The organism is Paraburkholderia ferrariae NBRC 106233, assembly GCF_000685035.1.
In the GTDB taxonomy this organism is placed as follows: Bacteria; Pseudomonadota; Gammaproteobacteria; order Burkholderiales; family Burkholderiaceae; genus Paraburkholderia; species Paraburkholderia ferrariae.
Genome location: NZ_BAYB01000009.1, coordinates 337,286 through 363,752 on the forward strand (window position 1 = coordinate 337,286; position 26,467 = coordinate 363,752).

22 protein-coding genes are annotated in these 26,467 nt (G+C 67.4%); 14 read left to right on the forward strand and 8 right to left on the reverse strand.

What is annotated here, in order from left to right; translation table 11 throughout:
- Window positions 1-5: 5 nt before the first annotated feature.
- Window positions 6-470, reverse strand: a complete 465-nt coding sequence (locus BFE01S_RS12045) for a PACE efflux transporter (protein WP_028225714.1) — start codon at window positions 468-470, stop codon at window positions 6-8.
- A 95-nt stretch (window positions 471-565) separates the two neighbouring features.
- On the opposite strand from BFE01S_RS12045, the gene BFE01S_RS12050 reads away from it, so the two are divergent.
- Window positions 566-1,468, forward strand: a complete 903-nt coding sequence (locus BFE01S_RS12050; RefSeq protein WP_028225715.1) for a LysR family transcriptional regulator — start codon at window positions 566-568, stop codon at window positions 1,466-1,468.
- 60 nt (window positions 1,469-1,528) lie between these two features.
- On the opposite strand, the gene BFE01S_RS12055 is transcribed toward BFE01S_RS12050, so the two are convergent.
- Window positions 1,529-2,185 (reverse strand): oxygen-insensitive NAD(P)H-dependent nitroreductase NfsB, encoded by a 657-nt coding sequence (locus BFE01S_RS12055; RefSeq protein ID WP_028225716.1) that lies wholly within the window; start codon window positions 2,183-2,185, stop codon window positions 1,529-1,531.
- Between the two features lie 164 nt (window positions 2,186-2,349).
- On the opposite strand from BFE01S_RS12055, the gene BFE01S_RS12060 reads away from it, so the two are divergent.
- Together BFE01S_RS12060 and BFE01S_RS12065 are read left to right on the forward strand one after the other, a co-directional pair.
- Entirely contained in the window at window positions 2,350-2,769 is a 420-nt protein-coding gene (locus BFE01S_RS12060) for a secondary thiamine-phosphate synthase enzyme YjbQ (protein ID WP_028225717.1), read from the forward strand.
- 154 nt (window positions 2,770-2,923) lie between these two features.
- Window positions 2,924-3,646, forward strand: a complete 723-nt coding sequence (locus BFE01S_RS12065; protein ID WP_028225718.1) for a dienelactone hydrolase family protein — start codon at window positions 2,924-2,926, stop codon at window positions 3,644-3,646.
- 72 nt (window positions 3,647-3,718) lie between these two features.
- Here BFE01S_RS12065 and BFE01S_RS12070 read toward each other — a convergent pair whose 3' ends face one another.
- A complete protein-coding gene (locus BFE01S_RS12070) occupies window positions 3,719-4,630 on the reverse strand; it encodes a LysR family transcriptional regulator (RefSeq protein ID WP_028225719.1) in 912 nt (303 codons plus the stop codon).
- Window positions 4,631-4,735: 105 nt separating this feature from the next.
- Between BFE01S_RS12070 and mdlC the strand changes: the two genes are divergently transcribed.
- From mdlC to BFE01S_RS12095, 5 genes are all read left to right on the forward strand, one after another.
- Window positions 4,736-6,397: a benzoylformate decarboxylase gene (mdlC, locus tag BFE01S_RS12075; RefSeq protein ID WP_042337524.1), complete on the forward strand. Its 1,662-nt coding sequence runs from the start codon at window positions 4,736-4,738 to the stop codon at window positions 6,395-6,397.
- A gap of 46 nt (window positions 6,398-6,443) precedes the next feature.
- Window positions 6,444-7,895 carry an aldehyde dehydrogenase gene (locus BFE01S_RS12080; RefSeq protein ID WP_028225721.1) on the forward strand — a complete coding sequence of 484 codons (1,452 nt, stop codon included), beginning with the start codon at window positions 6,444-6,446 and terminating at the stop codon, window positions 7,893-7,895.
- Window positions 7,896-7,905: 10 nt separating this feature from the next.
- The gene (locus BFE01S_RS12085) at window positions 7,906-8,826 is read left to right on the forward strand and encodes a ketopantoate reductase family protein (protein ID WP_028225722.1); all 921 of its coding nucleotides are present in this window, start codon (window positions 7,906-7,908) and stop codon (window positions 8,824-8,826) included.
- Window positions 8,827-8,962: 136 nt separating this feature from the next.
- Window positions 8,963-10,375 (forward strand): MFS transporter, encoded by a 1,413-nt coding sequence (locus BFE01S_RS12090; protein ID WP_028225723.1) that lies wholly within the window; start codon window positions 8,963-8,965, stop codon window positions 10,373-10,375.
- 199 nt (window positions 10,376-10,574) lie between these two features.
- Window positions 10,575-11,711, forward strand: a complete 1,137-nt coding sequence (locus BFE01S_RS12095) for a porin (protein WP_028225724.1) — start codon at window positions 10,575-10,577, stop codon at window positions 11,709-11,711.
- A 61-nt stretch (window positions 11,712-11,772) separates the two neighbouring features.
- Here the strand turns inward: BFE01S_RS12095 and BFE01S_RS12100 are convergent, their stop codons facing one another.
- Window positions 11,773-13,119 (reverse strand): MFS transporter, encoded by a 1,347-nt coding sequence (locus BFE01S_RS12100; protein WP_028225725.1) that lies wholly within the window; start codon window positions 13,117-13,119, stop codon window positions 11,773-11,775.
- A gap of 57 nt (window positions 13,120-13,176) precedes the next feature.
- Window positions 13,177-14,382, reverse strand: coding sequence for a M20 aminoacylase family protein (locus BFE01S_RS12105; RefSeq protein ID WP_042337525.1), 1,206 nt, complete (start codon window positions 14,380-14,382; stop codon window positions 13,177-13,179).
- Window positions 14,383-14,500: 118 nt separating this feature from the next.
- Between BFE01S_RS12105 and BFE01S_RS12110 the strand changes: the two genes are divergently transcribed.
- From BFE01S_RS12110 to BFE01S_RS12125, 4 genes are all read left to right on the forward strand, one after another.
- A complete protein-coding gene (locus BFE01S_RS12110; protein WP_028225727.1) occupies window positions 14,501-15,412 on the forward strand; it encodes a LysR family transcriptional regulator in 912 nt (303 codons plus the stop codon).
- 178 nt (window positions 15,413-15,590) lie between these two features.
- A complete protein-coding gene (locus BFE01S_RS12115; RefSeq protein WP_028225728.1) occupies window positions 15,591-16,022 on the forward strand; it encodes a GFA family protein in 432 nt (143 codons plus the stop codon).
- Window positions 16,023-16,078: 56 nt separating this feature from the next.
- Window positions 16,079-16,846 carry a bestrophin-like domain gene (locus BFE01S_RS12120; protein ID WP_028225729.1) on the forward strand — a complete coding sequence of 256 codons (768 nt, stop codon included), beginning with the start codon at window positions 16,079-16,081 and terminating at the stop codon, window positions 16,844-16,846.
- Between the two features lie 139 nt (window positions 16,847-16,985).
- Window positions 16,986-17,690 (forward strand): glutathione S-transferase N-terminal domain-containing protein, encoded by a 705-nt coding sequence (locus BFE01S_RS12125; protein ID WP_028225730.1) that lies wholly within the window; start codon window positions 16,986-16,988, stop codon window positions 17,688-17,690.
- A gap of 55 nt (window positions 17,691-17,745) precedes the next feature.
- Here BFE01S_RS12125 and BFE01S_RS38385 read toward each other — a convergent pair whose 3' ends face one another.
- The gene (locus BFE01S_RS38385) at window positions 17,746-19,299 is read right to left on the reverse strand and encodes a methyl-accepting chemotaxis protein (protein ID WP_042337526.1); all 1,554 of its coding nucleotides are present in this window, start codon (window positions 19,297-19,299) and stop codon (window positions 17,746-17,748) included.
- 231 nt (window positions 19,300-19,530) lie between these two features.
- The gene (locus BFE01S_RS12135; protein ID WP_028225731.1) at window positions 19,531-20,451 is read right to left on the reverse strand and encodes a LysR family transcriptional regulator; all 921 of its coding nucleotides are present in this window, start codon (window positions 20,449-20,451) and stop codon (window positions 19,531-19,533) included.
- A 191-nt stretch (window positions 20,452-20,642) separates the two neighbouring features.
- Here BFE01S_RS12135 and BFE01S_RS12140 point away from each other — a divergent pair, with 191 nt between their 5' ends.
- Window positions 20,643-22,334: an AMP-binding protein gene (locus BFE01S_RS12140; protein WP_028225732.1), complete on the forward strand. Its 1,692-nt coding sequence runs from the start codon at window positions 20,643-20,645 to the stop codon at window positions 22,332-22,334.
- A complete protein-coding gene (locus BFE01S_RS12145; protein WP_028225733.1) occupies window positions 22,331-25,627 on the forward strand; it encodes an acetyl-CoA carboxylase family protein in 3,297 nt (1,098 codons plus the stop codon). The genes BFE01S_RS12140 and BFE01S_RS12145 overlap by 4 nt, the downstream gene beginning before the upstream one ends.
- Before the next feature lie 40 nt (window positions 25,628-25,667).
- Here the strand turns inward: BFE01S_RS12145 and BFE01S_RS12150 are convergent, their stop codons facing one another.
- A complete protein-coding gene (locus BFE01S_RS12150) occupies window positions 25,668-26,438 on the reverse strand; it encodes an SDR family oxidoreductase (RefSeq protein WP_028225734.1) in 771 nt (256 codons plus the stop codon).
- Between the last annotated feature and the right edge of the window lie 29 nt (window positions 26,439-26,467).

Here is a 26,467-nt window from a genome sequence, read left to right on the forward strand (position 1 = left end):
GCCCCTCAGGACTTCGACACCTCGCACGCCGCCTCGGGCAAGGTCACGAGCGGCAGGGCCGACGCCGGCAAGCCGAACAGATGGTCGAAAGCGAGGTTGTAGAGGTAGGCATAGACGAGAAAGAACACGGTCAGGCCGATGTCCATCACGAACGCTTCGACGAGCGAAATACGCAGTAGCCAGGCGAAGAGCGGCACGAGCATCAGCAAGAGGCCGCCTTCGAATCCCACCGCGTGCGCGATGCGCCGCGCAACGCTGCGGCCGCGCCGCGTCTGCCGCGCTTCCCAGCGCTCGAACAGCAGGTTGTAGACGAAATTCCACGAGGTCGCGACCACCGAGGTCAGCACCGCCACCGCGCCGGCCCGGTTCATGCCGCTCCCCGCAATCGACGCGAAACTCACGCCGGTCACGAGAATGGCGAGGCCTTCGAACACGGTGACATAAACGATGCGTCGTTTGAGACCTTGCATGGCGCCCCCTCGGCGATATCGGAATGATCTTGATCGTAGCGGGCGAAATCTGATACAACCAGTCAGCTTCTGTCAAAAAATCTGAAAGGTCGCACATGAGCTTCAGTTCGGACAACGTGGCCGTCTTCCTCGCCGTGCTCGACCACGGCTCGTTTTCGGCGGCCGCCCGTGCGCTCGGCAAGGTGCCTTCCGCGGTGAGCATGGCGATGGCGAACCTCGAAGCGGCGCTCGACCTCGCGCTATTCGACCGCGCGGGCCGCGAGCCCATGCCCACCGACGCCGCGCGTGCCCTGGAGCCGCGCGCCCGGCAGATCGCGCTGCAACTGCGGCAACTCGACGTGCATGCGCTCGCCCTGCACGCGGGGCTGGAGAAAACGCTCGCCATTGCGATCGCGCCGGAACTGCTGGCCGCGCCCTGGAGCGCGCCGCTGCAAACGCTCGCGCTGGAGTTTCCCGCGCTGGAAGTGGACATCGTTTCGGCGCCGCAGGCGAACGCCATGCGCATGCTGCACGAAGGCGCCGTGCAACTCGCGCTCGTGTTCGAACGCCCTGGACTCGACGCGCGGGAAGGGTTTCAGGAGGTGAGCAGCGAACTGCTGGTGGCGGTGGTCTCGCCCGATCATCCGCTGTACCAGCCGGAGCAGAGCTGCGTGAGCCACGAGGATCTCATTGCGGGCCGGCAGATTGCCGTGGCGAGCGACGCGGACAGCCGGCTCAACAACCGCACGCTCGTCTCGCGCACCACCTGGCGCACGGACAGCCACCTCGCCACGCTCGGCCTCGTGCAGGCCGGACTCGGCTGGGCCTATCTGCCGCGCGCGCTGGTGCAGCCGCTCGTGGCAACCGGCGCGCTCGTCGAAATCGTGCTCGAAAACATGAGCAACGAAATTCGCCTGTGGGCCGACGTGGTCTGGTCGACGGAGCGGCCGCTCGGACTCGCCGCGCGGCGCTACGTCGAACTGATGCGCGAGGCGCGCAAGGCGTCCGCCGATAGCTGACCCCGCCTCGCGGCGGCCGCCTTCAACGCGCCACCCTCGTCACGCGCCTCGCGCAGGGCCTCACGCAAGTTCCGTGAACACCGCCGCAGCCGGCAGGCGCGACTTCGGCAGCTTCGCGTTGAAGTCCTCGCCGCTGCGATAGCCGAGGCTCACCACCACGAGCGACGTGAGGCCTTTTTCGCGCAAGCCGAGTTCGGCGTCGAGCACCGCCGCGTCGAAACCTTCCATCGGACAGGCGTCGATCTCGAGCGTGGCCGCGCCGATCAGCAGCGTGCCGAGCGCGAGATAGGCCTGCTTTTCCATCCACTCCGGCAGATCGCCGCGCTCGTCGCGGTGCAGCTTCACGTAGAACACGCGCGTGTTCTGCTGGCCCGTCTTCGCTTCGGGGCTCGCAAAGCGGCCGTCCGCTTCTTCCTGTGCAAGCACGGCGTTCAGGTGAGCTTCGTCCATATCGGTGCGCGCGCACAGCACCATCACGTGCGAAGCGCGCATCACCTTCGGTTCGTTATACGCATAGCCGGGCTGCATGGCCTTCGCCACACGCGCACGCGCCGCATCGCTCGATGCGACCACGAAATGCCACGGCTGCGAGTTGACCGACGAGGGGCTGAAGCGCACCAGTTCCTTCAGTTCGTCGATAACCGGGTCGGGGATCTTGCGGGCGGGATCGAAGGCCTTGGCCGCGTGACGGCCCTGGGCATAGCGGGTGAGATTCAAACAGGTTCTCCTGGACGTTTCCGGGGATTCGGGCGCCGCCGGTCCGGCGGCGAGCGCGACATCCTACCAGCACAGGCCCGCGCGCGTGCATGACGCCCGCCGGCGGCAGGGCATCCGTTATGCTGCTCATTCGGCCTCACCGCCCGCCAGGAAGGAGAAAGACCATGCGCCAGGCGCTTCATCATCTGCACGTCAACGCGCGCACGCGCGGCCTCGTCGACATCAGCGCGCCCGTGCGCGCATTCGTGCGCGAGCAGGGCGTCGCCACCGGCCTCCTCACGCTGTTCTGCCGCCATACCTCGGCATCGCTGCTGATCCAGGAGAATGCCGACCCGTCGGTGCGCCGCGATATCGAACGCTATTTCGACGAACTCGCGCCCGAAGCCCCGCAACGCTACGAGCACGACACCGAAGGCCCCGACGACATGCCCGCGCACCTGCGCTGCGCGCTCACGCAGACCCAGCTTTCGATACCGGTCGAACACGGCGAGCCCGTGCTCGGCACATGGCAAGGCATTTATCTCTTCGAGCACCGCCGCCATGCAAGCGTGCGCGACATCGTCCTGCATCTGATCGGGGAATAGCGCCGCCGACCCATGCGGCAAGACACACGGCGAAGCACACGGCAAAGCACGCGGCGTCTTGTAGCGCCGTGTGGCGCAACCAGGCAAAGCCGCGGCGCAAACGCTATGCTAGCGGTTTCACCCCTGGCGCCCCGCCCTTCAGAGGAATGTCCCCATGAAACAGCCCACCGGTTCCACCATCACCTTCACGCGCCCCGACGGCAAGACGCTGCAGGGCTATCTCGCCCGCCCCGAGAAGGCCGAGGGTGCACCGGCCATCGTCGTCATCCAGGAATGGTGGGGCGTAAACGAGCAGATCCGCGGCGTGGCCGACCGCCTCGCACAATCGGGCTACATCGCGCTCGTCCCCGATCTCTATCGCGGCAAAAGCACGGTGGAAGAAGAAGAGGCGAACCACCTCATGAATGCGCTCGACTTCGCGGACGCCGCCTCGCAGGACGTGCGCGGCGCCGTGGACTACCTGAGGACGCTGACCGACCGTGTCGGCATGACGGGCTACTGCATGGGCGGCGCGCTCACGCTGCTGGCGGCGGGCCAGATTTCCGGCCTCGACGGCGTGGTGGTGTGGTACGGCTTCCCGCCGCTCGAATACATCAACGCCTCGAAGATCGGCGCACCCGTGCTGGGCCACTGGGCCACGCAAGACCACTTCTTCAAGGCCGAGATTGTCGATGCGCTCGAAGCGAAGCTGCTCGAAGCCGGGGTCGATGTGACCTTCCACCGCTACCTCGCGCATCATTCGTTCGCCAACGAAACGGCCGTTGGCCCGGGCCGCATCGCGGCCACGCAATACGATCCGGTCTGGGCGCAACTGGCGTGGGACCGCACGCTCACGTTCTGGGGCAAGACGCTCTGGCCGCGTCGCGAAGCGCGCTGATTTTTACGGCTCGGCAGGGGGCGCGCGGGGTTTACCTTTAACGCTTCTTTAGAGCGCTTCAGCTTTAGTCCGCTAACGCGCCTCCCGTGCCGTCAACTGCCGCAACTGCTCGAGCAGTTTCACCGCCGGGCTCGGCAAGATGCCGTGCCGGCGCCGGAAGGCGGTCAGCGTGCGCCGCCCTTCCACGCCCGGCAACGGCAGCGTATCGAACACGCCCGCCTTGCTCTCCGTCGCGTACATCGGCAAGGCCATCCAGCTCAGAAACCCCGAGCGTCCCACGAGGCTCTTCAACACCGTGATCGAGCGCGTTTCGACCACCACATTCGGCAGGCCCAGCCCCTGCGCGGCGAACGCCTGCTGCATGTGATCGTACGGGGCCGTGCCGCGAGGCGGGATGGCCCATTGCTCGCCGAGCGTATCGGCCAGCGTGAGGCTGCGCTTCTTGCGCAGCGGATGATCGAGCGCCGCCACGACATAGCTCAGATCCTCCCAGCGGCAGTCGCCTATCGCCACGATCTCGTCCGTATCGGGCACGGCCATGCTGAGTGCGAGGTCGATGTCCCGGCGCACCAGCGCGTCGGCCAGCCGGTCCCACACCCCTTCGATAATTTCCACGCGCAGCTTCGGCCACTTCTGCAGCACGCCGCTCACCGCGAGCGGCAGCACGTGGCTCGCAATGCTGCCCACCGCGCCGCAGCGGATCGTGCCGCGCGCGAGGCCGCGCATGGCGTCGATCTCTTCGCGGGCCTGCTCGGCCTCGCGTTGCAGGAGGATCGCGTGCGGCAGCAGCGCCTCGCCCACGGGCGTGAGCTGCATGCCGCGCGAGTGGCGCTCGAAGAGCGGTGCGCCCACCTGGTCTTCGAGCCGGCGGATCGCCCGGCTCAGCGCGGGCTGCGTGACGTGCAGCGTTTCGGCCGCGCGCCCGAGGCTGCCGGTCGAAACGATGGTGGCGAAGGCGTGCAGTTGCTGGAGATTGAAAGTCATGCCCAAAGGTAATGCCTTTAACGCAAACAGGCAATTTCGGATTATCCCGGGCGTCGCGATAATGCCCCATCGACATCACGCGCTCAGGCAACAGGAGACCGATCAATGGCAGTCAGCGCGCCTCACCCGCATCCTTCGAATCAACGCGATCAATTGAATCAGCCGAACACCCGGAACGCCGCCGCGCCGGCGCTCACCGTGCGCGATGCCGTGATCGACTTCGCCCGCCGCGTCGGCATGACTTCGATCTTCGCGAACCCTGGCTCCACCGAGCTGCCGATGTTCCGCGACTTCCCCGCCGATTTCCGCTACGTGCTGGGCCTGCAGGAAGCCGTCGTGGTCGGCATGGCCGACGGCTATGCCCAGGCAAGCGGGCGCGCCGCGCTGGTGAACCTGCATTCGGCGGCCGGCGTGGGCAACGCCATGGGCAATATCTTCACCGCGTTTCGCAACCGCACGCCGCTCGTCATCACGGCCGGCCAGCAGGCCCGCTCGATCCTGCCGTTCGATCCGTTCCTCGCGGCCACCCAGGCCACCGAACTGCCCAGGCCCTACGTGAAATGGAGCATCGAGCCCGCCCGCGCGCAGGACGTGCCGCTCGCCATCGCACGCGCCTGGGCCATCGCCATGCAGGAGCCGCGCGGTCCGGTGTTCGTCTCGATCCCCGTGGACGACTGGGACCAGCCCGCCGAACGCGTGCCGGAGCGCGTGCTCGCCCACGTTACGCGGCCCGATCCGCAAACGCTCGCGCAAATCGGCGCGCGGCTCGACGCGTGCGAGCGGCCTGCCTTCGTGGTGGGCGGCGCGGTGGACCGCGCGGGCGCTGTCGAAGACGTGGTCCGCCTCGCCGAACGCCATCGCGCGCGGGTCTACGTCGCGCCGATGACGGGGCGCTGCAGCTTTCCCGAAACGCACCGCCTCTTCGCGGGTTTTCTGCCCGCGATGCGCGAGCGCATCGTCGAGATTCTGGACGGCCACGATCTGGTGTTCGCGCTCGGCGCACCCGCGTTCACCTACCACGTCGAGGGCCAGGGCCCGCACGTGCCCCACGGTGCAGAGCTATGCCAGTTGATCGACGACCCGGGCACGGCCGCCTGGACGCCGCAAGGCGTGGCCGCCGTCGGCAACGTGCGGCTCGGTGTCCTCGACCTGCTCGATCGCCCCGCGCCGCGCGAGCGTGCGCTGCCCGCGCCGCGCGCGGTGCCGCCCCGCGCGCTGCCGCCCGCAGCGGACGAGCGCATGTCGGTTGCGTATGCCTTGCAGACGCTCGGCGAAGCGCGTAGTGCCGCCGACATCGTGGTCGAAGAAGCCCCGAGCGCGCGCCCGGTGATGCAGACCTACCTGCCGATCGAACGCGCTGGCGGTTTCCTCACCATGGATAGCGGCGGCCTGGGCTACGGCATGCCGGCCGCAGTGGGCGCGGCGCTCGCGAAACCCGGCGAACGCGTGATCGCGCTGATCGGCGACGGCTCCAGCATGTACTCGATCCAGGCGATCTGGAGCGCGGTGCAGCAGCGCCTTCCAATTACCTTCGTCATCCTGAACAATACGCGCTATGCCGCGCTGCAGGACTTTGCGCCGGTGTTCGGCTTCGGCCCCGGCGACCCGGTTCAGGGCACCGACCTGCCCGGCCTCGACTTCGTGGCGCTCGCCGCCGGCATGGGGTGCAGCGGCGTTCGCGTCAGTGCGGCTGGCGAACTGAGCGAGGCGCTCCAGCGTGCGCTCGCGGCGGGCGGCCCCGCGCTCGTCGAAGTGCTCGTCGCATAAGCGCCCACCCTTTAGAGACTACTGAGGATTCCCGAGGAGACAAACGATGAAAGACGTATCGATGCTGATCGACGGCGAACGGGTCCCGGCCCGCGACGGCGCGACCTTCGAGCGCCGCAACCCGCTGGACGGCACCGTGGCCTCGCGTGCGCCGGCCGCCAGCGTCGAGGACGCACGCGCTGCCGTGGACGCCGCCGCGCGCGCTTTCCCGGCGTGGTCGGCGCTCGGGCCGGGCGAGCGTCGCGCGCGGCTTACGCAGGCTGCCCACGCGCTCGAAGCGCAAGCCGACGCCTTCGTCGACGCCATGGCGGCGGAGACCGGCGCCTCCGCGCTGTGGGCGGGCTTCAACGTGCATCTCGCGGCCGAAGGGCTGCGCGAAGCCGCCGCGATGACCACGCAGATCGGCGGCGAACTGATCCCCTCCGACGTGCCCGGCAATCTCGCCATGGGGGTGCGCCAGCCGGCGGGCGTGGTGCTCGGCATCGCACCGTGGAATGCGCCGGTGATTCTCGCGGTGCGCGCCATCGCGCTGCCGCTCGCCTGCGGCAACACGGTCGTGCTCAAGGGCTCGGAGATCTGCCCGGCCACGCACGGCCTCATCATCGAGGCGATGCAGGAAGCGGGGTTGCCGCGCGGCGCCGTGAACTTCGTGACGAATGCACCCGCGGATGCCGCGCACATCGTCGAAGCCATGATCGCGCACCCCAAGGTGCGGCGCGTGAACTTCACCGGCTCGACGCGCGTGGGCCGCCTGATCGCGGAACAATGCGCGCGCCACCTGAAGCCCGCCGTGCTCGAACTGGGCGGCAAGGCGCCCTTCGTCGTACTAAACGATGCCGATCTCGATGCTGCAGTCGATGCCGCCGTATTCGGCGCCTTTGCGAACTCCGGGCAGATCTGCATGTCCACCGAACGCATCATCGTGGACGAGCAGATTGCCGATGCGTTCGTCGGCAAGCTCGCCGCGCGCGCCCGCGCGCTGCCGCTGGGCGACCCGCGCAAGGGGCCGGTCGTGCTCGGCTCGGTGGTCGATATGAGCACGGTCGAGCGCTGCAACGCGCTGATCGACGACGCGCTCGCCAAAGGCGCCACGCTCCTGTGCGGCGGCAAGGCAGAGAGCACGCTCATGCCGGCCACGCTGCTCGACCACGTGACGCCCGCCATGCACCTCTATCACGACGAATCGTTCGGCCCGGTGAAGCCCATTGTCCGCGTGCGCGGCGATGAGGCTGCCATCGCCTGCGCGAACGACAATCCGTATGGACTCTCCTCGGCCGTGTTCAGCCGCGACAGCGCGCGCGCCCTGAACGTCGCGCGGCGCATCGAATCCGGCATCTGCCATATCAACGGCCCGACGGTGCACGACGAAGCGCAGATGCCTTTCGGCGGCGTGAAGGACAGCGGCTTCGGGCACTTCGGCGGCAAGGCCGGTATCGCCGAATTCACCGAACTGCGCTGGATCACGCTGCAAACCACGCCGCGCCACTATCCGTTCTAGGGAGCACGCCATGCAGATCGCCATACTGGGCGCGGGAGCCATGGGCTCGCTCTTCGGCGGACTGCTTGCCGAAGCGGGCCATGACGTGACGCTGCTCGACATCGACGAAGCGCATCTCGCGGCGATCCGCCAGAATGGCTTGCGGCTCTCGACCGACGCGGGCGAGCGCGTGGTGCGCCAGCTCACGGTGCTGCGCCCGGAATCCGCCAGCGCGGCCGCCGACCTGCTCATCGTCTTCACCAAGACACTGCACACCGCGGCGGCGCTCGAAGCGGCACGCGCGGCACTCGGCCCGCAAACGGCGCTGCTCTCGCTGCAGAATGGGCTCGGCAATGCCGAACGGCTCGTTCGCTTCGCGGAGCCCGCGCGCGTGATGGTAGGCGTGACGACATGGCCCGCCGACAAATCGGAGCCAGGCCGCGTGAGTTCGCACGGCAGCGGCGCGATCCGCCTGATGAGCGCCGACGGGTCGCGCACGCCGGTGCTCGCACAAACCGTGGACGCGCTGAACTCGGCCGGCCTCGCCTGCACGGCGGACCCCGACGTGTGGGCGGCCATCTGGGAAAAGGCCGCGTTCAATGCCGCGCTCAACAGCCTGTGCGCGGTGACGCAATGCACCGTAGGAGAACTGACGAATACCCCTGATGGCGAAGCGCTCGCACTGAAGATTGCCGGCGAGGCCGTAGCCGTGGCGCGCGCCCTCGGCATCGAGGCGAACGATGCGCACGTTGCCGCGAATGTGCGTCATGCGCTCGCGCATCACCGCGCGCATCGCCCGTCGATGCTGCAGGACGTGCTCGCGGGCCGGCGCACCGAAATCGAAGCGATCAACGGCGCCGTGGTGGAAGCCGCGCGGGAGGCCGGTCTTGCCGTGCCCTATACGGAGAGCCTGCTGCATCTCGTACGGCTCGTGGATGCGCGCCCACGTTAGCCGCGCACCGCGCGCGCCATGCCCAAACGACATGGCTTTTGCGCGAAACGGAATTTCAGTTTGCGCGGCCCACCGTCCATACTGACCCGATGATGAAAAGAGCATGCGCGCCAACAGCGCATCAAGGAGACAAGCGATGAGTCATTTCCCCCCTGCCCCCGCGGCAGGCGCGGCACCGCTCGAAGATGCGGGCAGCCACACCGTAGCGTACGGCGGCAAGGCCGTCGATATCGGCCATGCGCTCGACGAAGGCCCCTATGCGCTGCTACAGCGGATTGCCGCGGTGCTCGCGGCGCTCTCCATCGTCGTGGATGGTTTCGACAGCCAGCTCATCGGCTTCGCGATTCCCGTGCTCATCAAGGAGTGGGGCATTACGCGCAACGCGTTCGCGCCCGTGGTCGCCGCGGGGTTGATCGGCATGGGCCTCGGCAGCGCCTTCGCCGGAGTCTTTGCCGACCGCTTCGGACGCCGCCCGGCCGTGATCGGCAGCGTGCTCGTGTTCGGCGCCGCAACCTGCGCCATCTCTCTCGCGCCGAATGTCGGCACCATTGCCGCGTTGCGCTTCCTCGCGGGCCTCGGCATCGGCGGGGCGCTGCCCACGTCCACGACCATCACAGCGGAATTCACGCCGGCCCGCTTTCGCACCTTCGCCGTCACGGCGACGATCGTGTGCGTGCCGCTGGGCGGCATGCTCGCGGGCCTCTTCGCGGGCCAGGTGCTGCCGGCGTACGGCTGGCGCGGACTCTTTTTCGCAGGCGGCGTGCTGCCGCTGCTGCTCGGCATCGTGCTGTTCGTGACGCTGCCCGAATCGCCGCGCTTTCTCGCGCGGCGCGAAGGGCGCTGGCCGGACCTCGTGCGCCTGCTCGCACGCATGGGGCGCAGCGTGCCCGCCGATGCGGTCTTTACCGACCTGCGCGAACAGAGCGCCGAAAAGCATCAGGGCTTCGCCGCACTCTTTCGCGACGGCCGCGGGCGCGACACCGTGGCGATCTGGGGCGCGTTCTTCATGTGCCTGCTCGCCGTCTATGCCGCATTCAGCTGGCTGCCGGCCATGCTGACGAGCGAAGGGCTTTCCGTTTCGCTCGCGGGCTACGGCCTCAGCGCCTACAACCTGGGCGGCGTGATCGGCGCGCTCCTCTGCGCCCTGGCCATCGCGCGCTACGGGTCGCGCTGGCCGCTGCTGCTGTGCTGCGCGGGCGGTGCGATCAGCGCGTGGATGATGCTGGGCCTCGGCGTGAAGCAGCACACGGGGCTGCTCATTCTCGGCCTCGGGCTGCATGGCCTCTTTGTCAACGCGGTGCAATCGACCATGTACGCGCTGTGCGCCTATGTCTATCCCACCAGCGTGCGCGCCACCGGCACGGCATCGGCGCTCGCATTCGGCCGGATTGGCGCGATCCTCAGTGCTTTCGCGGGTGCAATCGTGATTACGGCGGCCGGCGCGCCGGGCTATCTGCTGATGCTTGGCGCGGCCATGGCGATCGTACTGGTCGCCCTTGCCTTGGTCGGCCGGCACATTCCGGCCGGCATGAGCAGCTACCGCCGCTGAAAACATAGTTCTGCTACGGGGGGCACCCAGGTCTCCCCCGACTTCCAGCAAGCTTCGCGGGTCCGGTTGCGCGATCTGCTCATGCCACAACCTAAGCACTACTACTGAAACTCAACAACCCGCCGCTCAGCGCGGCTCGACAACATGACCGGGCGATGCCGCCGCACCGCAACCGGCAAAACAGGAGAACACGGAGATCATGAAACTTCGGATCGCGGCAGGGCTGGCGCTCGCCGGCATGAACGCCACCGCATGGGCGCAAAGCAGCGTCACGCTGTACGGCATTGTCGATACCGGCATCGAGTATGTTTCGCATGCCGACGCCGCCGGCGACGGCGTGGTGCGCATGCCCGGCATCACGGGTGAAATGCCCTCGCGCTGGGGCGTGCGCGGCAACGAAGACCTGGGCGGCGGACTCTCGACCATCTTCGCACTCGAAAGCGGCTTCAACATGCGCGGAGGCACCCTGAACCAGGGCGGGCGCCTGTTCGGACGTCAAGCCTGGGTGGGCCTCGCCAGTCCCTATGGCAGCCTCACGTTCGGCCGCCAGTACACCATGACGTACTGGGCCATTGCCGACGCCGATCTGCTCGGCCCCGACATCTACGGCGGCACGGCCTCGTTCGACCAGTATCTGCCGAGCGCGCGCAGCGACAACACGATCGTCTACAAGGGCAGCTATGCGGGCTTCACGCTCGGCGCGACGTGGTCGTTCGGGCGGGATTCGGCGGGCACCGGCAACTCGCCGGGCCAGGGCACGTGCGCGGGGCCCGTGCCGGGGAGCGCGCAAACGTGCCGCGAATGGTCGGCGATGCTGCGCTACGACCGCTCGGGCTTCGGCGTGGCCGCGGCCTACGACGAGCAGCACGGCGGCCCCGGCGCCCAGGCCAACCTCTACGACGGCACGCCCAGCTTCGCCCTGACGAACCCGGGCGACACCGACGTGCGCATGCAGCTAAACGGCTACGGCCACGTTGGCGCGCTGCGCTTTGGCGGCGGCTGGCTCGGGCGGCGCGTCGATACGGTCGCGCCCGCCACGCCGAACGTGCACTCCGACCAGTTCTACGCCACCGCTTCGTATCCGCTCACACCCGCCTTCTTCGTGGATGGCGGCGTGTATCACATCGTCAATGCCCACGACGACGCGCGCGGGACCATCGCCACCTTGCGCACGACCTATCAGCTCTCGAAGCAGTCGGCCATCTATCTGCAGGGCGCGTATCTGTGGAATAGCGCGAAGGCGGCTTATACGGTGAGCCAGGGCGGCGGCGGGACCACCCCCGCTCCCGGCATGGGACAGGTCGGGGTGATGGCGGGCGTGAGGCACAGCTTCTGACGCTTGCGTTGGCGGCCCGGAAGCCGCATAAGGCTGGGCCACGACGAAGGACGATGCCGACCTAGTCCAGCGCCTTGCCGCCCGTCTCCTCGAAAAGCGAAATGGCGACGAGCGAAACGGCCACGCAGGCAAGCATGTACCACGCGGGCGCCATCGGGCTTCCGGTCACGCGGATCAGCCAGCCCGCAACCAGCTGCGCCGTTCCGCCGAACAGCGAGACCGCAACCGCATAGGCGCTGGCCATGAATCCGGCGCGGATCGCCCTGGGGAAGCTCTCGGGCATCAGCGCATACGCCGGCGCGGAGCCCATGGTGTAGCAGAGCATCAGCACCAGCATCATCGCGAGCACGGCGGGCAGCGTGGGGTATGCGTTCATTGCCCAGAACGCCGGGTAGATCAGCACCAGCAACGCAATGCGCCCGGCGATCACGAGCGGCTTGCGCCGCCCCATGCGATCGGACCACGCGCCGTAGATCGGGCACATGACCAGCGAGACGAAACTGGCCCCCACGCCGACGAGCATCGACAGCCTGGCCGGCAGCTTCAACGTTTCGATGCAATAGGTAGGCAGGTAGTAGATCAGCAGATAGGTGGCCACCGTCATGCCCATGATCGAGAAGACCACGAGGAACCAGTTGCGCACGTCCACCCGGCGCCAGTTGCGCACGCCGCTCGCAAGGTTCACGGGTTCTTCCACGATATGCCGGCGCAGATAAATGCCCACCGGCGCGATCAGCGTGCCCATCAGGAACGGCACGCGCCAGCCCCACGCATGCAGTTGCGCATCGCTCAGTACGTACGCCAGCGTGGCGGCCGTGCCGGACCCCAGCAGCGCCGCCGCGCCCTGGCTGGCAAGCTGCCAGCTCGCCCGGAAGCCGCGATGCCGGTCGCTGCCGGTTTCGAGCAGCGTGGCCGTGGCCGCGCCGAATTCGCCGCCCTGCGCGAAGCCCTGCATGAGCCGTGCGAACACCATCAGCGCGGGCGCCGCGAGGCCGATCTGCGCATAAGTGGGCGCACAGCCGATGAGGGCGGAGCCGGCGGCCATCAGCGCGATGGTGAGCGTGAGCGCGGCGCGCCGGCCGGCGCGATCCGCATAGCGTCCAATCACGATCCCGCCGAGCGGGCGCATCACGAAGCCCACCGCGAACACGGCGAACGACAGCAGCGTCGAAATCACCGGATCGTGCGCGGGAAAGAACAGCTTGCCGATGGTCAGCGCGAAATAGCTATAGACGGTGAAATCGAAGAATTCGAGCAGATTCCCGATAACAGCGGCGACGACAATCTTTCTCGACGAAACCTGCCGCTTGTCGTTCGCAGCCGCGGCTGCGGAACCGGACGTCTGCGGCCCGGCCGTGTGTGCCTGAGCTTCGTATTGCTGCAATCGGGGGTGGGCGTGAGGGTTCATCCTGCGTTCCTGTATGCGAATGCAGCGGGGCCGGGTTGGCGTGCCGTATCGGGTGGGTCAGGCGCCGTGATCGAGATACCGCTCGACGAGGCGCGTCCAGAAGGCGGCGCCGATGGTCAGGTTCTCGTCGGCGAAGTCGTAATGGGCGTTGTGCAGCATCGGCGCCTGGGCGCCATTGCCGATGCGTAAAAAGCATCCGGGGCGCTGCTGAAGGAGGTAAGCGAAGTCCTCGCTTCCCGCAATCGCGGGGAACGGTGCAATCACCCTGTCTGCACCCACCAGATCGACGGCCACCTGGCGCGCGAACTCCGTTTCGGCGTCGCTGTTCACGAGCACCGGATAGCCGCGCACATAGTCGATCTCCACGTGGCCGCCATAGGCCGCCACGTGTCCCTCCGCCAGCGCGCGAATGCGCGCTTCGAGCGTGCTGCGCACCTCGTCGTTGAACGAACGCACGCTCAGCTTCAGCGTTGCGCGCTCGGGAATCACGTTCGCCACATCGCCTGCGTGGATGGCGCCGACCGTCACGACCGCCGTTTGCGTGGGATCGATGTTGCGCGCCACGATCGTCTGCAATGCCATGACGAGGCTGCTGGCCATCACGACGGGGTCCGCGCTCAGATGCGGGCGGGCCGCATGGCCGCCCTTGCCCGTGATCGCGATGTTGACGGTATCGCAGGCCGCCATAAAGGGGCCCGGGCGGAACATGAAGGTGCCCGTCGGCACACCCGGATGGTTGTGGAGACCGAACACCGCATCGCACGGAAAGCGCTCGAAGAGGCCGTCGGCAATCATGCGTTCCGCGCCGCTATCCGCGCCGGCTTCTTCCGCCGGCTGGAAGATCAGGTGCACGGTGCCGTTAAAGCGCCGGGTGCGTGCCAACTGCTTCGCGGCGCCGAGCAGGACGGTCGTATGGCCGTCGTGGCCGCACGCGTGCATTTTGCCGTCGTGCACGCTGGCGTGCGGCAGGCCCGTGAGTTCGTGGATCGGCAAGGCGTCCATGTCGGCGCGCACGCCGATCGAGCGCGTGCCGCTGCCCGCCTTCAAGGTGCCCACCACGCCATGGCCGCCCACCTCGCGCGTCACCTGGTAGCCCCAGGCTTCGAGCTTCTCCGCGACCAGCGCCGCCGTCTGCACCTCCTCGTAGGAGAGTTCCGGATGGCGGTGAATGTGGCGGCGAATGGTCTTCAGCTCGTCGCCGAAGTCTTCGATGTCCTCGATGCCGGCGTGATCCGCTTTGAGTTCGGCGCTGTGGTCAGTCATGGCAGGATGTCTCCCCAGGTAGTATCGGGGCGAGTATTCCACCGCAAAATTGCCAGGGAAATGACGCCCCCCATGCGAGAATGTTGACTTCAAGGCAACAGTCGAGCCGGAGATCCCCGTGAATCCCGATCCGCTGAACTCCCGGGCGGTGGCCTACCTGTGCGAAGTCGCGAGCCAGGGCGGCGTGCGCGCCGCTGCGGAAGCGCTGGACGTCAACGCCTCTGTCGTGAGCCGGCAGATTGCGCTGCTCGAACGCACGCTGCGCATGCCGCTGCTCACGCGCCAGGGCCGCAACGTGGGCGTGACCGAGGTCGGGCGCATGCTGGTGGAGTTCCATCGCGACCAGCAGCGCGCCGTGAAGCAGTTGCATGCGCAACTGGACGAGTACCGGCATCTCGAACGCGGCCGCATTACCGTCGCGTCCGGCGAGGGTTTCATCGAGGGCTTCGTCACGGGCGCGCTTCATCGTTTCAGCGTGAAGCATCCGCACATCACCATCGACATACGCGCCGGTTCCACGGCGGAAGTCATGGCGATGCTGCGCAACGACGAAGCCGATATCGGGCTTTGCGTGGCCGCGCCGGGCAGACAGCCCGGCTTCAGGACGCGGACCTTCCCGCTCGGCCCGCTGTGCGCGGTGGTCACGCCGGGCCATCCGCTCGCCGCTTCCGGCAAGGTCGCGCCTGCGCTGCTGGTGTCGCACCGGCTCATCTTCATGCCGGGCGACTTCGGCATGCAGATGCAGTTGCAGGCCATGCTCGACGCGGACGGACTCGCCTGCGTGCCCGCCTACCGTTGCGACCTCTTTTCGACAGCCCAGGCGCTGGCCGCCGCGGGACTGGGGGTGGCGTTCATGTCGGCCGCGGCAGCGCGGCGCCGGATTGCCGAGGCACAACTGGTCGCCGTTCCGCTCGATCACCCGATCGCACGCGACTTTCGCTGCCAGTTGACGACCCGCAGCGGACGCCGGCTCTCCCCCGCCGCCGACCACTTGTGGAAGCAACTGGTGGCATCGATGAGCGAGGCCTGAGGTTCGGCGGTTGCGCCCCCAGGTTCAACGTACGCTTTTAAGCCGCCTCTATAGCGTTTTCGTTATTAACAGGAATACTAATTACCATCAACCCGAATCAATGGCATCTATTAAAGACAGATTCGATCCGAATTAACGAAACAGCACTGTACAATGCGCGACGGACGTTATGGAGAAGCTGACCATGTCGCTTCGCATTGCCTGTCTTTGCGGAAAAATCGCGGTCGATTTGCAGGGTTCGCCGGTCGCGCGGGCGAACTGCCACTGCGCATCGTGCCGCGACTTTTACGGAACCTCGATCTGGTCGGCCCCGGCCTGGCAGGCAGATTCAGTCCGCATGGCCGAAGGAACGGGACACGTCTTCAAACATCCGCACAAGCAACTCTCCAGAACGTTCTGTGGCGATTGCGGCGAAGTGCTATTCGGCACGAATCGCCTTGGCATGCGCGTCGTGCCCAACAGTATGGTCGCCCGCGCAACAGGCGGCACGCTCGACGCGGCCCATGCGCCAACCATGCATCTGTTCTACCGGCACCGGATTGTCGATGCCCAGGACGATCTGCCCAGGTACCTCGACGGGTGGGACGGTCCGACCTGGGAAGCCTCGTAAGCGCAGGATCTCCGCGCCCGCCACGCCGGGCGTGCCTTCATCCATCAGGAACCGCAATGAGCCAACTCATCGACCACCCGGTTTATCTGTTCATTACGCTGATCGTCCTGCTCTCGGCCGCCGCGGCGCTCGGCGCCGTCGTGCTGCACCGCCTCGCTCCGCTGCACGAGGACGCCCGCGAAAACTACAACGTCGTGCAGGGCGCCACGCTCACGCTGCTGGCGCTGCTGATCGGCTTCACGCTTTCGATGGCGGTGGGCCGCTACGACCAGCGCAAGAACTACGAGGAAGAGGAAGCCAACGCAATCGGCACGGAGTATGTGCGCGCCGATCTGATCGGCGGCAGCGGCGCGGCGAAAACGAAAACGCTGCTCGCGCAATACCTGGAACTGCGTATCGAATACTACAAGACGCGCGATCACAGTGAACTCGGCACCATCAACCGCAAGACCTCGGATCTGCAGAACCAGCTCTGGGCCAGCGTGCGCGAGGCCGCGGCGGCGCAGCCCAGTCCGATTACGGCGCTCGTGGTGGCGGGCATGAACGACGTACTCAATAGCCAGGGCTATACGCAGGCAGCCTGGCTCAATCGCATTCCGGTTTCGGCGTGGGGGCTCATGATGCTGATCGCGTTCTTCAGCAACCTCATGCAGGGCTATGGCGTACGCGGCAAAACCGGGCGGCGCGTGCTGCTGTTCGTGCTGCCCATTACCGTCTCGCTCTCGCTTTCGCTGATCGCCGATATCGACAGCCCGCGCGGCGGCCTGATCCGCGTGGTGCCGCAAAATCTGCTGCTCGTTCAGCAGTCGATGCCCTCGAACTGATCGAAGCGGGCACACGGCGGGACGCGAGGCAAAAACCGAACCCGACCCGCCATCGCCATGCCGGGCCGCGCCCAACGTGCTCCCGTCATTTCCTCTAAACTGGGCAGTTCGACCTTTCCGGCTTGCAAGGAACACCCGCATGAGCGACCTTTCCGCCTTCCCCATCACCCGCAAGTGGCCCGCGCAACATCCCGGGCGCATCCAGCTTTATTCGCTGCCCACGCCCAACGGCGTGAAGGTCTCGATCATGCTGGAGGAAACGGGCCTGCCCTATGAGCCGCATCTGGTGCGATTCGACACCAACGACCAGATGACCTCCGAATTCCTCTCGCTGAATCCCAACAACAAGATTCCGGCGATCATCGACCCCAACGGCCCCGAAGGCCGCCCGATCGCCCTGTTCGAATCGGGCGCGATCCTGATCTATCTGGCCGACAAATGCGGCCAGTTGCTCGCGCGCGCCGGCAACGAGCGCTATGAAACCATTCAGTGGGTCATGTTCCAGATGGGCGGCATTGGCCCGATGTTCGGCCAGGTGGGTTTCTTCCACCGCTTCGCAGGCAAGGAGTACGAGGACAAGCGCCCGCGCGACCGCTATGTCGCGGAGTCGCGCCGCCTGCTCAACGTGCTTGACGAGCGGCTTGCGGGCCGCGAGTGGATCATGGGCGAGCACTACACCATTGCCGATATCGTCACGTTCCCGTGGGTGCGCAATCTGGTGGGCTTCTACGAGGCGGGGGACCTCGTGGGCTTCCAGGACTTCACGCACGTGAAGCGCGCGCTGGACGCGTTCGTCGCGCGTCCGGCAGTCGCACGCGGGCTGGAGATTCCCGCACGCGGATAAAGCGGACCCGCTACGCGGCGGCGGCGCATCGCGCGCCGCCGCCTGCTTGCGTGGCTCAGGTGCGGAACACCGCAACCGCCGAACTCAGGCGGCGCGCCTGATCTTCGAGCGAAGCCGCCGCCGCAGCGGCTTCTTCCACCAGCGCCGCATTCTGCTGCGTGACCTGATCCATTTGCGACACGGCGAGATTGACCTGATCGATGCCCGTGCTCTGCTCGGAAGCGGCCGAGGCGATCTCACCCATGATCGCGCTCACGCGCGCAATGGCGCCCACGATCTCCTGCATGTTCGATCCCGAACGCTCCACGAGGCCCGCGCCCGATTCCACGCGCGCCGTGGAGGTGGCGATGAGGTCCTTGATCTCCTTGGCGGCCGAAGCGCTGCGCTGCGCAAGCGAGCGCACTTCGCCCGCAACCACGGCAAAACCGCGCCCCTCTTCGCCGGCACGCGCGGCTTCGACGGCGGCGTTCAACGCGAGAATGTTGGTCTGAAACGCAATGCCCTCGATCACGCCGACGATATCGCCAATACGCCGCGAGTCGCCGACGATATTCTGCATCGTGCCCACCACCTCGCGCGCCAGGTCGCCGCCCTGGGCGGCGAGCCCCGAAGCACCTTCCGCCAGCGAACTGGCCTCCTGCGCGTTGCTCGCCGTCTGCTTCACCGTCGACGTGAGCTGTTCGATGCTGGCCGCCGTTTCTTCGAGCGACGCGGCCTGCTCTTCGGTGCGTTGCGACAGATCGGTGTTGCCCGTGGCAATCTCGCTCACGCCGGTATCGATGGAGGAGATGCCGTCGCGCACCGTGCTCACCATCGTGATGAGCGCCTCCTGCATGCGCTGCAGCGCCGCCGAGAGTCTGCCCATTTCGTTCTGGCTCGTGACCGCGACTTTCGCGGTCAGGTCGCCGCCGGCAATGCGCTGGAACTGCGCGATTGCGGCATCGACGGGATGGACGATCGCGCGCATGAGCGCCACGCGCGCGAGCGTGGCGAGCAGCAGCGCGAGAACCATGCCGGCCGCCACGGCAATGCTGATCGCCACGAAGCGGTCGCGCGCGGCCTGATAGCGCTGGGCGCCGTGGTCGATCTGGCGCTTCTCGAGCGTGAGCATCGCCTTTTCGTAGCCGTTGTAGAGCGCGGGCAGCTTGTGCGCCTGGAGTTCCTGAAAACCGTTGCGGTCGCCGCCTTTGAGCGCCGCGAGTGCGGGAGTCACGCCGTTGTTCAGGAAGGCATCGCGCTTGTCCAGCATGTCCTGGATGAGGCGCCGGCCTTCGTCGTTGGGCGTGACGATCGAGCGGTAGTGATCGAGGCGGTCGTTCGAGTTCTTCAGATACTGGTCGAAGCGGCCGAGCACGGCGGTCGCGCCCGCCGTGTCGCCGAGGTCGGAGAGCGACGCATAGGTGGCAAGCGCCAGGCGCAGACGCAGCAATTGCCCCGCGCTGCCTTCCAGGTCGGCCACGGCCGGCGTATCGACGGTGTACATCTCCTGCAGCGATGCGTTGCTCTCGCGCATCGAGAAAAGCCCCAGCGCCGCGCCGATCACCAGCACAACACCGAAAAACGCGACCATGAGCGTGAGGCTCGCGCGTATCGACAGCTTGTTCAGCATTTCCGTCTCCCGCAGTCGAGCCCGCGGCCGCCGCGTTTTCATCTGTTGTCCGGGCGGCCATGACCGTGTTGAAGCGGCACGCGCGGGAACGCCGATGGAATTCGGCATTCATTTAATGTCTACGGCAGGCGGCGGCGGAACTTTATAGCGGGGCGCATAACGTTTGCGCCGCGTGCCGCTTTGCCCTGCTTTTCGTCCCGTCTTCACTCCCCCTTCGCATCGTCCCGCGCCCTACTCGCGCCGGCCGCAGGCAACGAGGACGCGCTCGCGCAGCCAGCGGTTGCCCGGCTCGTTGCCGGTGCGCTCGTGCCAGTAGAGATTGAGCGCCACGGGCGGCAGGTCGAGCGGCATCGGCAGCACGCGGTTGCCGAGCGTGGCGTTGAGGAGGCGGGCGTAGCCGTCCACCATCGTGAGGAGGAACGGCGTCTGTACGGCCACGAGGCTCGCGGCCAGGTAGTGCTGGCAACGGTGCACGACGTTGCGCGACAGGCCCACGCTGTCGAGCGCGAGATCCTCCACCGAAATGCCGCGCCGCCGCGACGTCACGGCGATGTGTTCCGCATCGAGGTAGCGCTGCGCCGTGAGCGCCCCCTGGAACTGCGGCCCGGCCACCACGCACAGCGGCTCGCGCATGAGCTGGCACTGGCGCAGTTCGGCGTCGGCGGGGCGGGCGATCTCGATGGCGAGATCGATCTGGCCCGCCGCCATTTCCAGCTTCAGTTCGGCCCAGCGCACCCCGCCGCTGCGCACCCGCACGCGGGGCGCGCGCTCGCGAACCCCGGCGATGATCGCCGGCAGCAGCACGGGCTCCAGTTGCTCAGGCATGCTCAGGGTGAACGTGCGCGCGTCGTGGACCGGATCGAACTCCTTCAGGCGCCCCACGCTGTCCTGCAGGATGCCCAGCGCCTGGGCGATGGCAGGCGCGAGCCGCCGCGCCTCGGGCGTGGGCGCGACGCCGCGGCCCTCGCGCACGAAGAGCGGATCGTCCAGTTGCTCGCGCAACCGTGCCAGCGCATGGCTGATGGCCGACTGGCTCAGATGCAGGATGGCCGCCGCGCGCGTGAGATTGCGCTCGCGATACACGACTTCGAAGACCCGGAACAGGTTCAGGTCGATGCGGCCCGTGGCCGGCCATTCATGCTGATCGTTCATGGTGCGTGTCTGGTGTCTCGGGCCGTGCCCGCGAAGCGCTTGCCTTCATCGAACAAGGCGTGGGCGCCGGAGCCGGTTGTCCGTCAATCATGAACATTATTCATGTTGCGGGATGAAAAACCATCAGTTCCCGCCCTCGGTCCGCCCCTCTAACATGGGCAGACCGTCACCCGCAGGTCTGCGAGGCCCCGATGAACGAACGCGCGTATCTGGATCATCTCCACCGGCTCTGGAATGACGCATGGCCCGCGGGCACGCCGCGCGAGCCGCACTACCCGCTCGGCCAGCGGCCGATCGCCGAATATCTGCGCGAATGGGCCCGCCGCGCGCCCGAACGCCCCGCCCTGCACTTCTACGGCCGCACACTGAGCTACGGCGAACTGGACCGGCTAAGCGACCGGTGCGCCGCGCTGCTCGCCTCGCTCGGCGTAAAGCCCGGCGACCGGGTGGCGGTGTTCATGCCGAACTGCCCGCAGATGCACGTCGTGTTCTACGGCATCCTCAAGTGCGGCGCCGTGCACGCGCCCGTGAGCCCGCTTTCGAAAGCACTCGAACTCGGCTATCAGCTCAAGGACAGCGGCGCGCAGGTGCTGATCGGCTTCGATCAACTGCTGCCCGTGGTGCGCCAGGTGCGAAACGAATGCGGGCTGCGCGCGGTGCTCGCGACGAACCTGGGCGAGATGCGCGGCGCCGCGTCCGCCATCCCGGTGCCGGACCTGGTGGAAGCGCCGAAGCTAACCGGCGACGATTTCATCGACCTGCTCCCCGCGCTCGAAGCCATCGAAACGCCGCCCCCCGCGCATGTCGCGCAACTCGACGACATTGCCGCGCTCAACTACACAGGCGGCACGACCGGCCTGCCCAAGGGCTGCATCCACACCCACGGCGACATGCTCTACACCTGCGCGAGCTTCCTGCCCGTGGCGCTCGCCGCCGACGAGAACGCCGTGTTCCTGAACTTCCTGCCCGAGTTCTGGATTGCGGGCGAAAACGCGGGCCTGCTGTTCCCCGTGTTCGCCGGCGCCGCGCTCGTACTGCTGGCGCGCTGGGACCCGCTTGCGTGGATGAGCGCCGTGCAGCATTACCGCGTGAGCCATTGCGGCATGCTCGTCGATAGCGTGGCCGAGGTGCTCGACCATCCGCGCGCGGCCGGTTTCGATTTCGCATCGCTGCAGCGCGTGGGCGCGATCTCGTTCATCAAGAAGCTCACGCCCGATTACCGGCGCCGCTGGCGCGAACTCACGGGCTGCACGCTCTACGAGTTCAGCTACGGCATGACCGAGACACACACCTGCGACACCTTCACGCTCGGCCTGCAACACGACGACCTCGACCTGCGCGCGCAACCCACCTTCGTCGGCCTGCCGGTGCCCGGCACCGAGTTCAAGGTGTGCGACTTCGCGAGCGGCGCGCTGCTGCCGCCCGGCACGGAAGGCGAGCTCTGCGTGCGCTCGCCGTCGCTCCTCAAGGGCTACTGGGGCCGCCCGCAGGCCAGCGCCGAAGCGCTGCGCGAAGGCTGGCTGCACACCAGCGATCTTGCCGTCATCACGGAGGAAGGATTTATCCGCTATCTGGGACGGCGCAAGGAAATGCTCAAGGTGAACGGCATGAGCGTCTTCCCGAGCGAGCTCGAAGCGCTGCTCGGCCAGCACCCGGCCATTGCGGGCAGCGCCGTGATCGGCCAGCCCGACGCGGCGCGCGGCCAGCGCCCCGTGGCCTTCGTCGTGCTCAAGCCCGGCAGCACGGCAACGGCCGAAGCACTCGCGGCGTGGTGCCGCGAGTCCATGGCGCTCTACAAGGTGCCGGAGATCCGCGTGCTGGACGCGCTGCCGATGACGGCCACCGGCAAGGTCCGGAAACAGGAACTGGAAAATCTGCTGTGACGAAACCCATCAACACCCTGCTGATCGCCAACCGCGGCGAAATCGCCATTCGCATTGCCCGCGCGGCCGCCGATGCCGGCCTGCGCAGCGTGGCCGTATTCGCCGATGACGACGCGCAATCGCTGCACGTGCGCAAGGCCGATGCGGCCGTCCCGCTCGGCGCACGCGGCGCGGCGGCTTACCTCGACATCGAGCGGCTGATCGAAACCGCGCTCGCCAACGGCTGCGACGCCGTGCATCCCGGCTACGGCTTTCTCAGCGAAAGCGCGGCGCTGGCGCGGCGCTGCGAAGAAGCCGGGCTCAGCTTCGTCGGCCCCGGCGCCGACGTGCTGGAAACCTTCGGCGACAAGACGCGCGCCCGCGAGCTTGGCGCGCGCTGCGGCGTGCCGCTCGCGGCGGGCAGCAACTGCGCCGTCACGCGCGAAGAAGCGCATGCGTTCTTCGCGGAACACGGCGCGATCATGGTGAAAGCACTCGCGGGCGGCGGCGGACGCGGCATGCGCGCGGTGCGCCGCGCCGAGGAACTCGACGACGCCTGGGCGCGCTGCGAGTCCGAAGCCCGCGGCGCATTCGGCGACGGCGCGCTCTACGTCGAACGTCTGATCGACGACGCGCGGCACGTGGAAATCCAGGTGGTGGGCGACGGCGTACAGGTGAGCCATCTCTGGGAGCGCGACTGCAGCTTGCAGCGCCGCCACCAGAAGGTCATCGAAATCGCACCCGCGCCGGGCCTCGACCCCACGTTGCGCGAACGCATGATCGACGCCGCGCTCACGCTGGCACGCGCCGTGAGTTATCGCGGCATCGGTACGTTTGAATTTCTCGTCGATCGCGCGCGCGGAGATTTCGTCTTCATGGAGGCGAATCCGCGCGTGCAGGTCGAGCACTGCATTACCGAAGCGATCACGGGTGTCGATCTCGTCGCCACGCAACTGCGCCTCGCTCAAGGTGCGACGCTCGCCGCGCTGAAACTGCAGGAACCGCCCGCCGTACGCGGCTACGCCGTGCAGTTGCGCGTGAACCTGGAAACCATGCAGGCGGACGGCAGCGCCCGCCCCGCCGGCGGCGTGCTGCGCGCCTACGAGCCGCCGGGCGGCGCCGGCGTGCGCGTGGATGGCTATGGCTACGCGGGCTACGCCACGAGCCCGAGCTACGACTCGCTCGTCGCGAAGGTAATCGCCCACGGAGACGACTTCGCACTCGCGCTGCGCCGTGCCTCGCGCGCGCTCAGCGAGTTTCGTCTGGAAGGCGTGGCCAGCAATATTCACTTCCTGCAAAACCTGCTTCAGCTCCCCGATCTCGCGAGCTACAGCGTCAACACGCGGTACATCGAAGAACACATCGGCACACTGCTCTCCGCGAGTCACGACGCGCATCCCCAACGGTTCTTCCGCAACGCGGCGGCGGCACCCGACGAAGCAGGAGCAGGCCGCAACGAGGCCGCTGCGCCGTCCGGTTGCGTGCCGCTCAACGCGCCAAGCCAGGGCGTGCTCGTAAGCCTGGACGTGCAGGCCGGCGATACGGTTGCCGTCGGCCAGCAGGTGGCCGTGCTCGAAGCGATGAAGATGGAGTTCGTGGTTCAGGCGAGGCAAAGCGGGATCGTGCGCGCGGTGGCGGTCGAGCCCGGCGGCAGCGTGTTCGAAGGCGCGCCGCTGCTCTACGTGGAACCCGCCGAGGTGACGGGCTCGGCGGAGCACAACGAAACGGAACACGACCTCACGCATATTCGCGCCGACCTCGCCGAAGTCCTCGAACGCCACGCCATCACGCGCGACGAACGCCGCCCGCTCGCCGTGGCGAAACGGCGCAAGACCGGCCAACGCACCGCGCGCGAGAACCTGAACGACCTGCTCGACGCGGACAGTTTCATCGAATACGGTGCGCTGGCGCTCGCGGCGCAGCGCCGCCGCCGGCCGCTGGAAGACCTGATCGGGCAGAGCCCTGCCGATGGCCTCGTAGCCGGCCTCGGCACCGTCAACGCGGAGCGCTTCGGCGCGCAGGCCGCCCGCTGCATGGCAATCGCCTACGACTACACGGTGTTCGCAGGCACGCAGGGCATGATGAGCCACAAGAAAACCGACCGCATGCTGCAACTCGCGGAACAGTGGCGCGTGCCGCTCGTGCTGTTCGCCGAAGGCGGCGGCGGGCGCCCCGGCGACACGGACTACGTGGGCGTGGCGGGCCTCGACTGCCACACCTTCGCGGCCATGGCGCGGCTCTCGGGGCGCGTGCCGCTCGTGGGCGTGGTGTCGGGGCGCTGCTTCGCGGGCAATGCCGCGCTGCTCGGGTGCTGCGACGTCATCATCGCCACGCGCAACGCGAGCATCGGCATGGCGGGGCCGGCCATGATCGAAGGCGGCGGACTCGGCAAGTTCGCGCCCGAGGAGGTAGGGCCGTCGAGCGTGCAGTCGGCCAACGGCGTGATCGACGTGCTCGTGGAAGACGAGGCCGAAGCCGTGCGGGTGGCGAAGCAATACCTCGCCTACTTTCAGGGCCCGCTCGCCGACTGGACCTGCGCCGATCAGCGCCTGCTACGCGAGGCGATTCCCGAAAACCGCCTGCGCGTTTATGACATACGCCGCGTGATCGAAACGCTCGCCGATAGCGGGTCCGTGCTCGAATTGCGCCGACAGTTTGCTCCGGGCCTCATAACGGCGTTCGTGCGCATAGAAGGCAAACCGTTCGGATTGCTTGCCAATAATCCCATGCATCTGGGCGGCGCCATCGACGCGCAGGCCGGCGACAAAGCCGCGCGCTTCATGCAGCTATGCGATGCGTTCGACATTCCGCTGCTCTCGCTGTGCGACACACCGGGTTTCATGGTCGGGCCGGAATCGGAAAAGCAGGCCACCGTGCGGCATGTCTCGCGCATGTTCGTCGCGGCGGCGAGCCTCAGCGTGCCCTTCTTTACCGTCGTGCTGCGCAAGGGCTACGGGCTCGGCGCGCAGGCCATGGCGGCGGGCAGCTTCCACGCGCCGCTCTTCACGGCGGCCTGGCCGAGCGGCGAGTTCGGTGCGATGGGGCTGGAAGGCGCGGTGCGGCTCGGCTATGCGAAGGAGCTTGCGGCGGTGGAAGACCCCATCGCGAGACAGCAATTGTTCGAGCGCATGGTGGCCGAAGCGTACCGCAACGGCAAAGCCATCAACATGGCGAGCTTCCTCGAAATCGATGCGGTAATCGATCCGGCCGAAACACGTCACTGGTTGATGCGGGGATTGAATGCCGTGCCCGCGGCGATGCCCGGTTTGTCCGCGGGCAACGGCAAAAAGCGGCCTTTCGTCGATACGTGGTGAACGCGCGCGGGCGCCCGGCTTGCGGTGCCCGCTCCATCGCTCACACCGACTTCACTTCCCCGCCATCCATGCGCAGCGTCGTGCCCGTCATCCAGTGTGCCGCGGGCGATACCACGAACGCCATCAGCTCGGCGATTTCCTCGGGCGTACCGTAGCGCGCAATCCCCGCTTCCGCCGGGAATTTTGCGGTGGCCTCTTCCACTGTCATGTCGTGCAGCGGCGCCCAATGTTCGAGGTAGCTGCGCCGCCGGCCCGTCATCACCGCCCCCGGCAGCACGCTGTTGACCTGCACGCCGTCCGCAATGCCGCGATCCGAAAACGCTTTGGCCAACGCCACAATCGCTGCGTTGATCGTGCCCACCGCCGCGTAAGGCGCCTTGGGAAACAGCGCCGAATTGCCGGACATCAGCACGACCGACCCCGAAACCGCCTTCAGCGAAGGCCACGCGGCCACCGTGAGACGACGCGCGCCGTGCAGCTTCAAGGCGAGCCCGCGGTCCCACTCTTCGTCGCTCATCTCGAACACATCGATCTGCGGCACCGCGCCCGCAATGTTGAGCAGCGCGTCGATCCGGCCGAACGCCGCGAGCGTGCGGTCCACCACTTGCCGGGCCGCGGCCGCGTCGCCCAGATCGAGGTCGATCACGAGCGCCTGCGCACCCGCGCGCTGCACCTCTTCGGCGGTCTCATCGAGGTTCGCGCGGTTGCGCGCAACGAGCGCGATCGCGCCAAAATCGCGCGCAAGCCGGACGGCTGTGGAGCGGCCGATCCCCTGGCTCGCACCCGTGACGATTGCTACTTTCGTGGACATCGTTTTCTCCATGTCGTGAATGGAATGGG

Coding starts and splice junctions, on each gene's coding strand:
- BFE01S_RS12045 (WP_028225714.1), bottom strand. CDS start 470: ATGCAAGGTCTCAAACGACGCATCGTTTATGTCACCGTGTTCGAAGGC.
- BFE01S_RS12050 (WP_028225715.1), top strand. CDS start 566: ATGAGCTTCAGTTCGGACAACGTGGCCGTCTTCCTCGCCGTGCTCGAC.
- BFE01S_RS12060 (WP_028225717.1), top strand. CDS start 2,350: ATGCGCCAGGCGCTTCATCATCTGCACGTCAACGCGCGCACGCGCGGC.
- BFE01S_RS12065 (WP_028225718.1), top strand. CDS start 2,924: ATGAAACAGCCCACCGGTTCCACCATCACCTTCACGCGCCCCGACGGC.
- BFE01S_RS12070 (WP_028225719.1), bottom strand. CDS start 4,630: ATGACTTTCAATCTCCAGCAACTGCACGCCTTCGCCACCATCGTTTCG.
- mdlC (WP_042337524.1), top strand. CDS start 4,736: ATGGCAGTCAGCGCGCCTCACCCGCATCCTTCGAATCAACGCGATCAA.
- BFE01S_RS12080 (WP_028225721.1), top strand. CDS start 6,444: ATGAAAGACGTATCGATGCTGATCGACGGCGAACGGGTCCCGGCCCGC.
- BFE01S_RS12085 (WP_028225722.1), top strand. CDS start 7,906: ATGCAGATCGCCATACTGGGCGCGGGAGCCATGGGCTCGCTCTTCGGC.
- BFE01S_RS12090 (WP_028225723.1), top strand. CDS start 8,963: ATGAGTCATTTCCCCCCTGCCCCCGCGGCAGGCGCGGCACCGCTCGAA.
- BFE01S_RS12095 (WP_028225724.1), top strand. CDS start 10,575: ATGAAACTTCGGATCGCGGCAGGGCTGGCGCTCGCCGGCATGAACGCC.
- BFE01S_RS12100 (WP_028225725.1), bottom strand. CDS start 13,119: ATGAACCCTCACGCCCACCCCCGATTGCAGCAATACGAAGCTCAGGCA.
- BFE01S_RS12105 (WP_042337525.1), bottom strand. CDS start 14,382: ATGACTGACCACAGCGCCGAACTCAAAGCGGATCACGCCGGCATCGAG.
- BFE01S_RS12120 (WP_028225729.1), top strand. CDS start 16,079: ATGAGCCAACTCATCGACCACCCGGTTTATCTGTTCATTACGCTGATC.
- BFE01S_RS12125 (WP_028225730.1), top strand. CDS start 16,986: ATGAGCGACCTTTCCGCCTTCCCCATCACCCGCAAGTGGCCCGCGCAA.
- BFE01S_RS38385 (WP_042337526.1), bottom strand. CDS start 19,299: ATGCTGAACAAGCTGTCGATACGCGCGAGCCTCACGCTCATGGTCGCG.
- BFE01S_RS12135 (WP_028225731.1), bottom strand. CDS start 20,451: ATGAACGATCAGCATGAATGGCCGGCCACGGGCCGCATCGACCTGAAC.
- BFE01S_RS12140 (WP_028225732.1), top strand. CDS start 20,643: ATGAACGAACGCGCGTATCTGGATCATCTCCACCGGCTCTGGAATGAC.
- BFE01S_RS12150 (WP_028225734.1), bottom strand. CDS start 26,438: ATGTCCACGAAAGTAGCAATCGTCACGGGTGCGAGCCAGGGGATCGGC.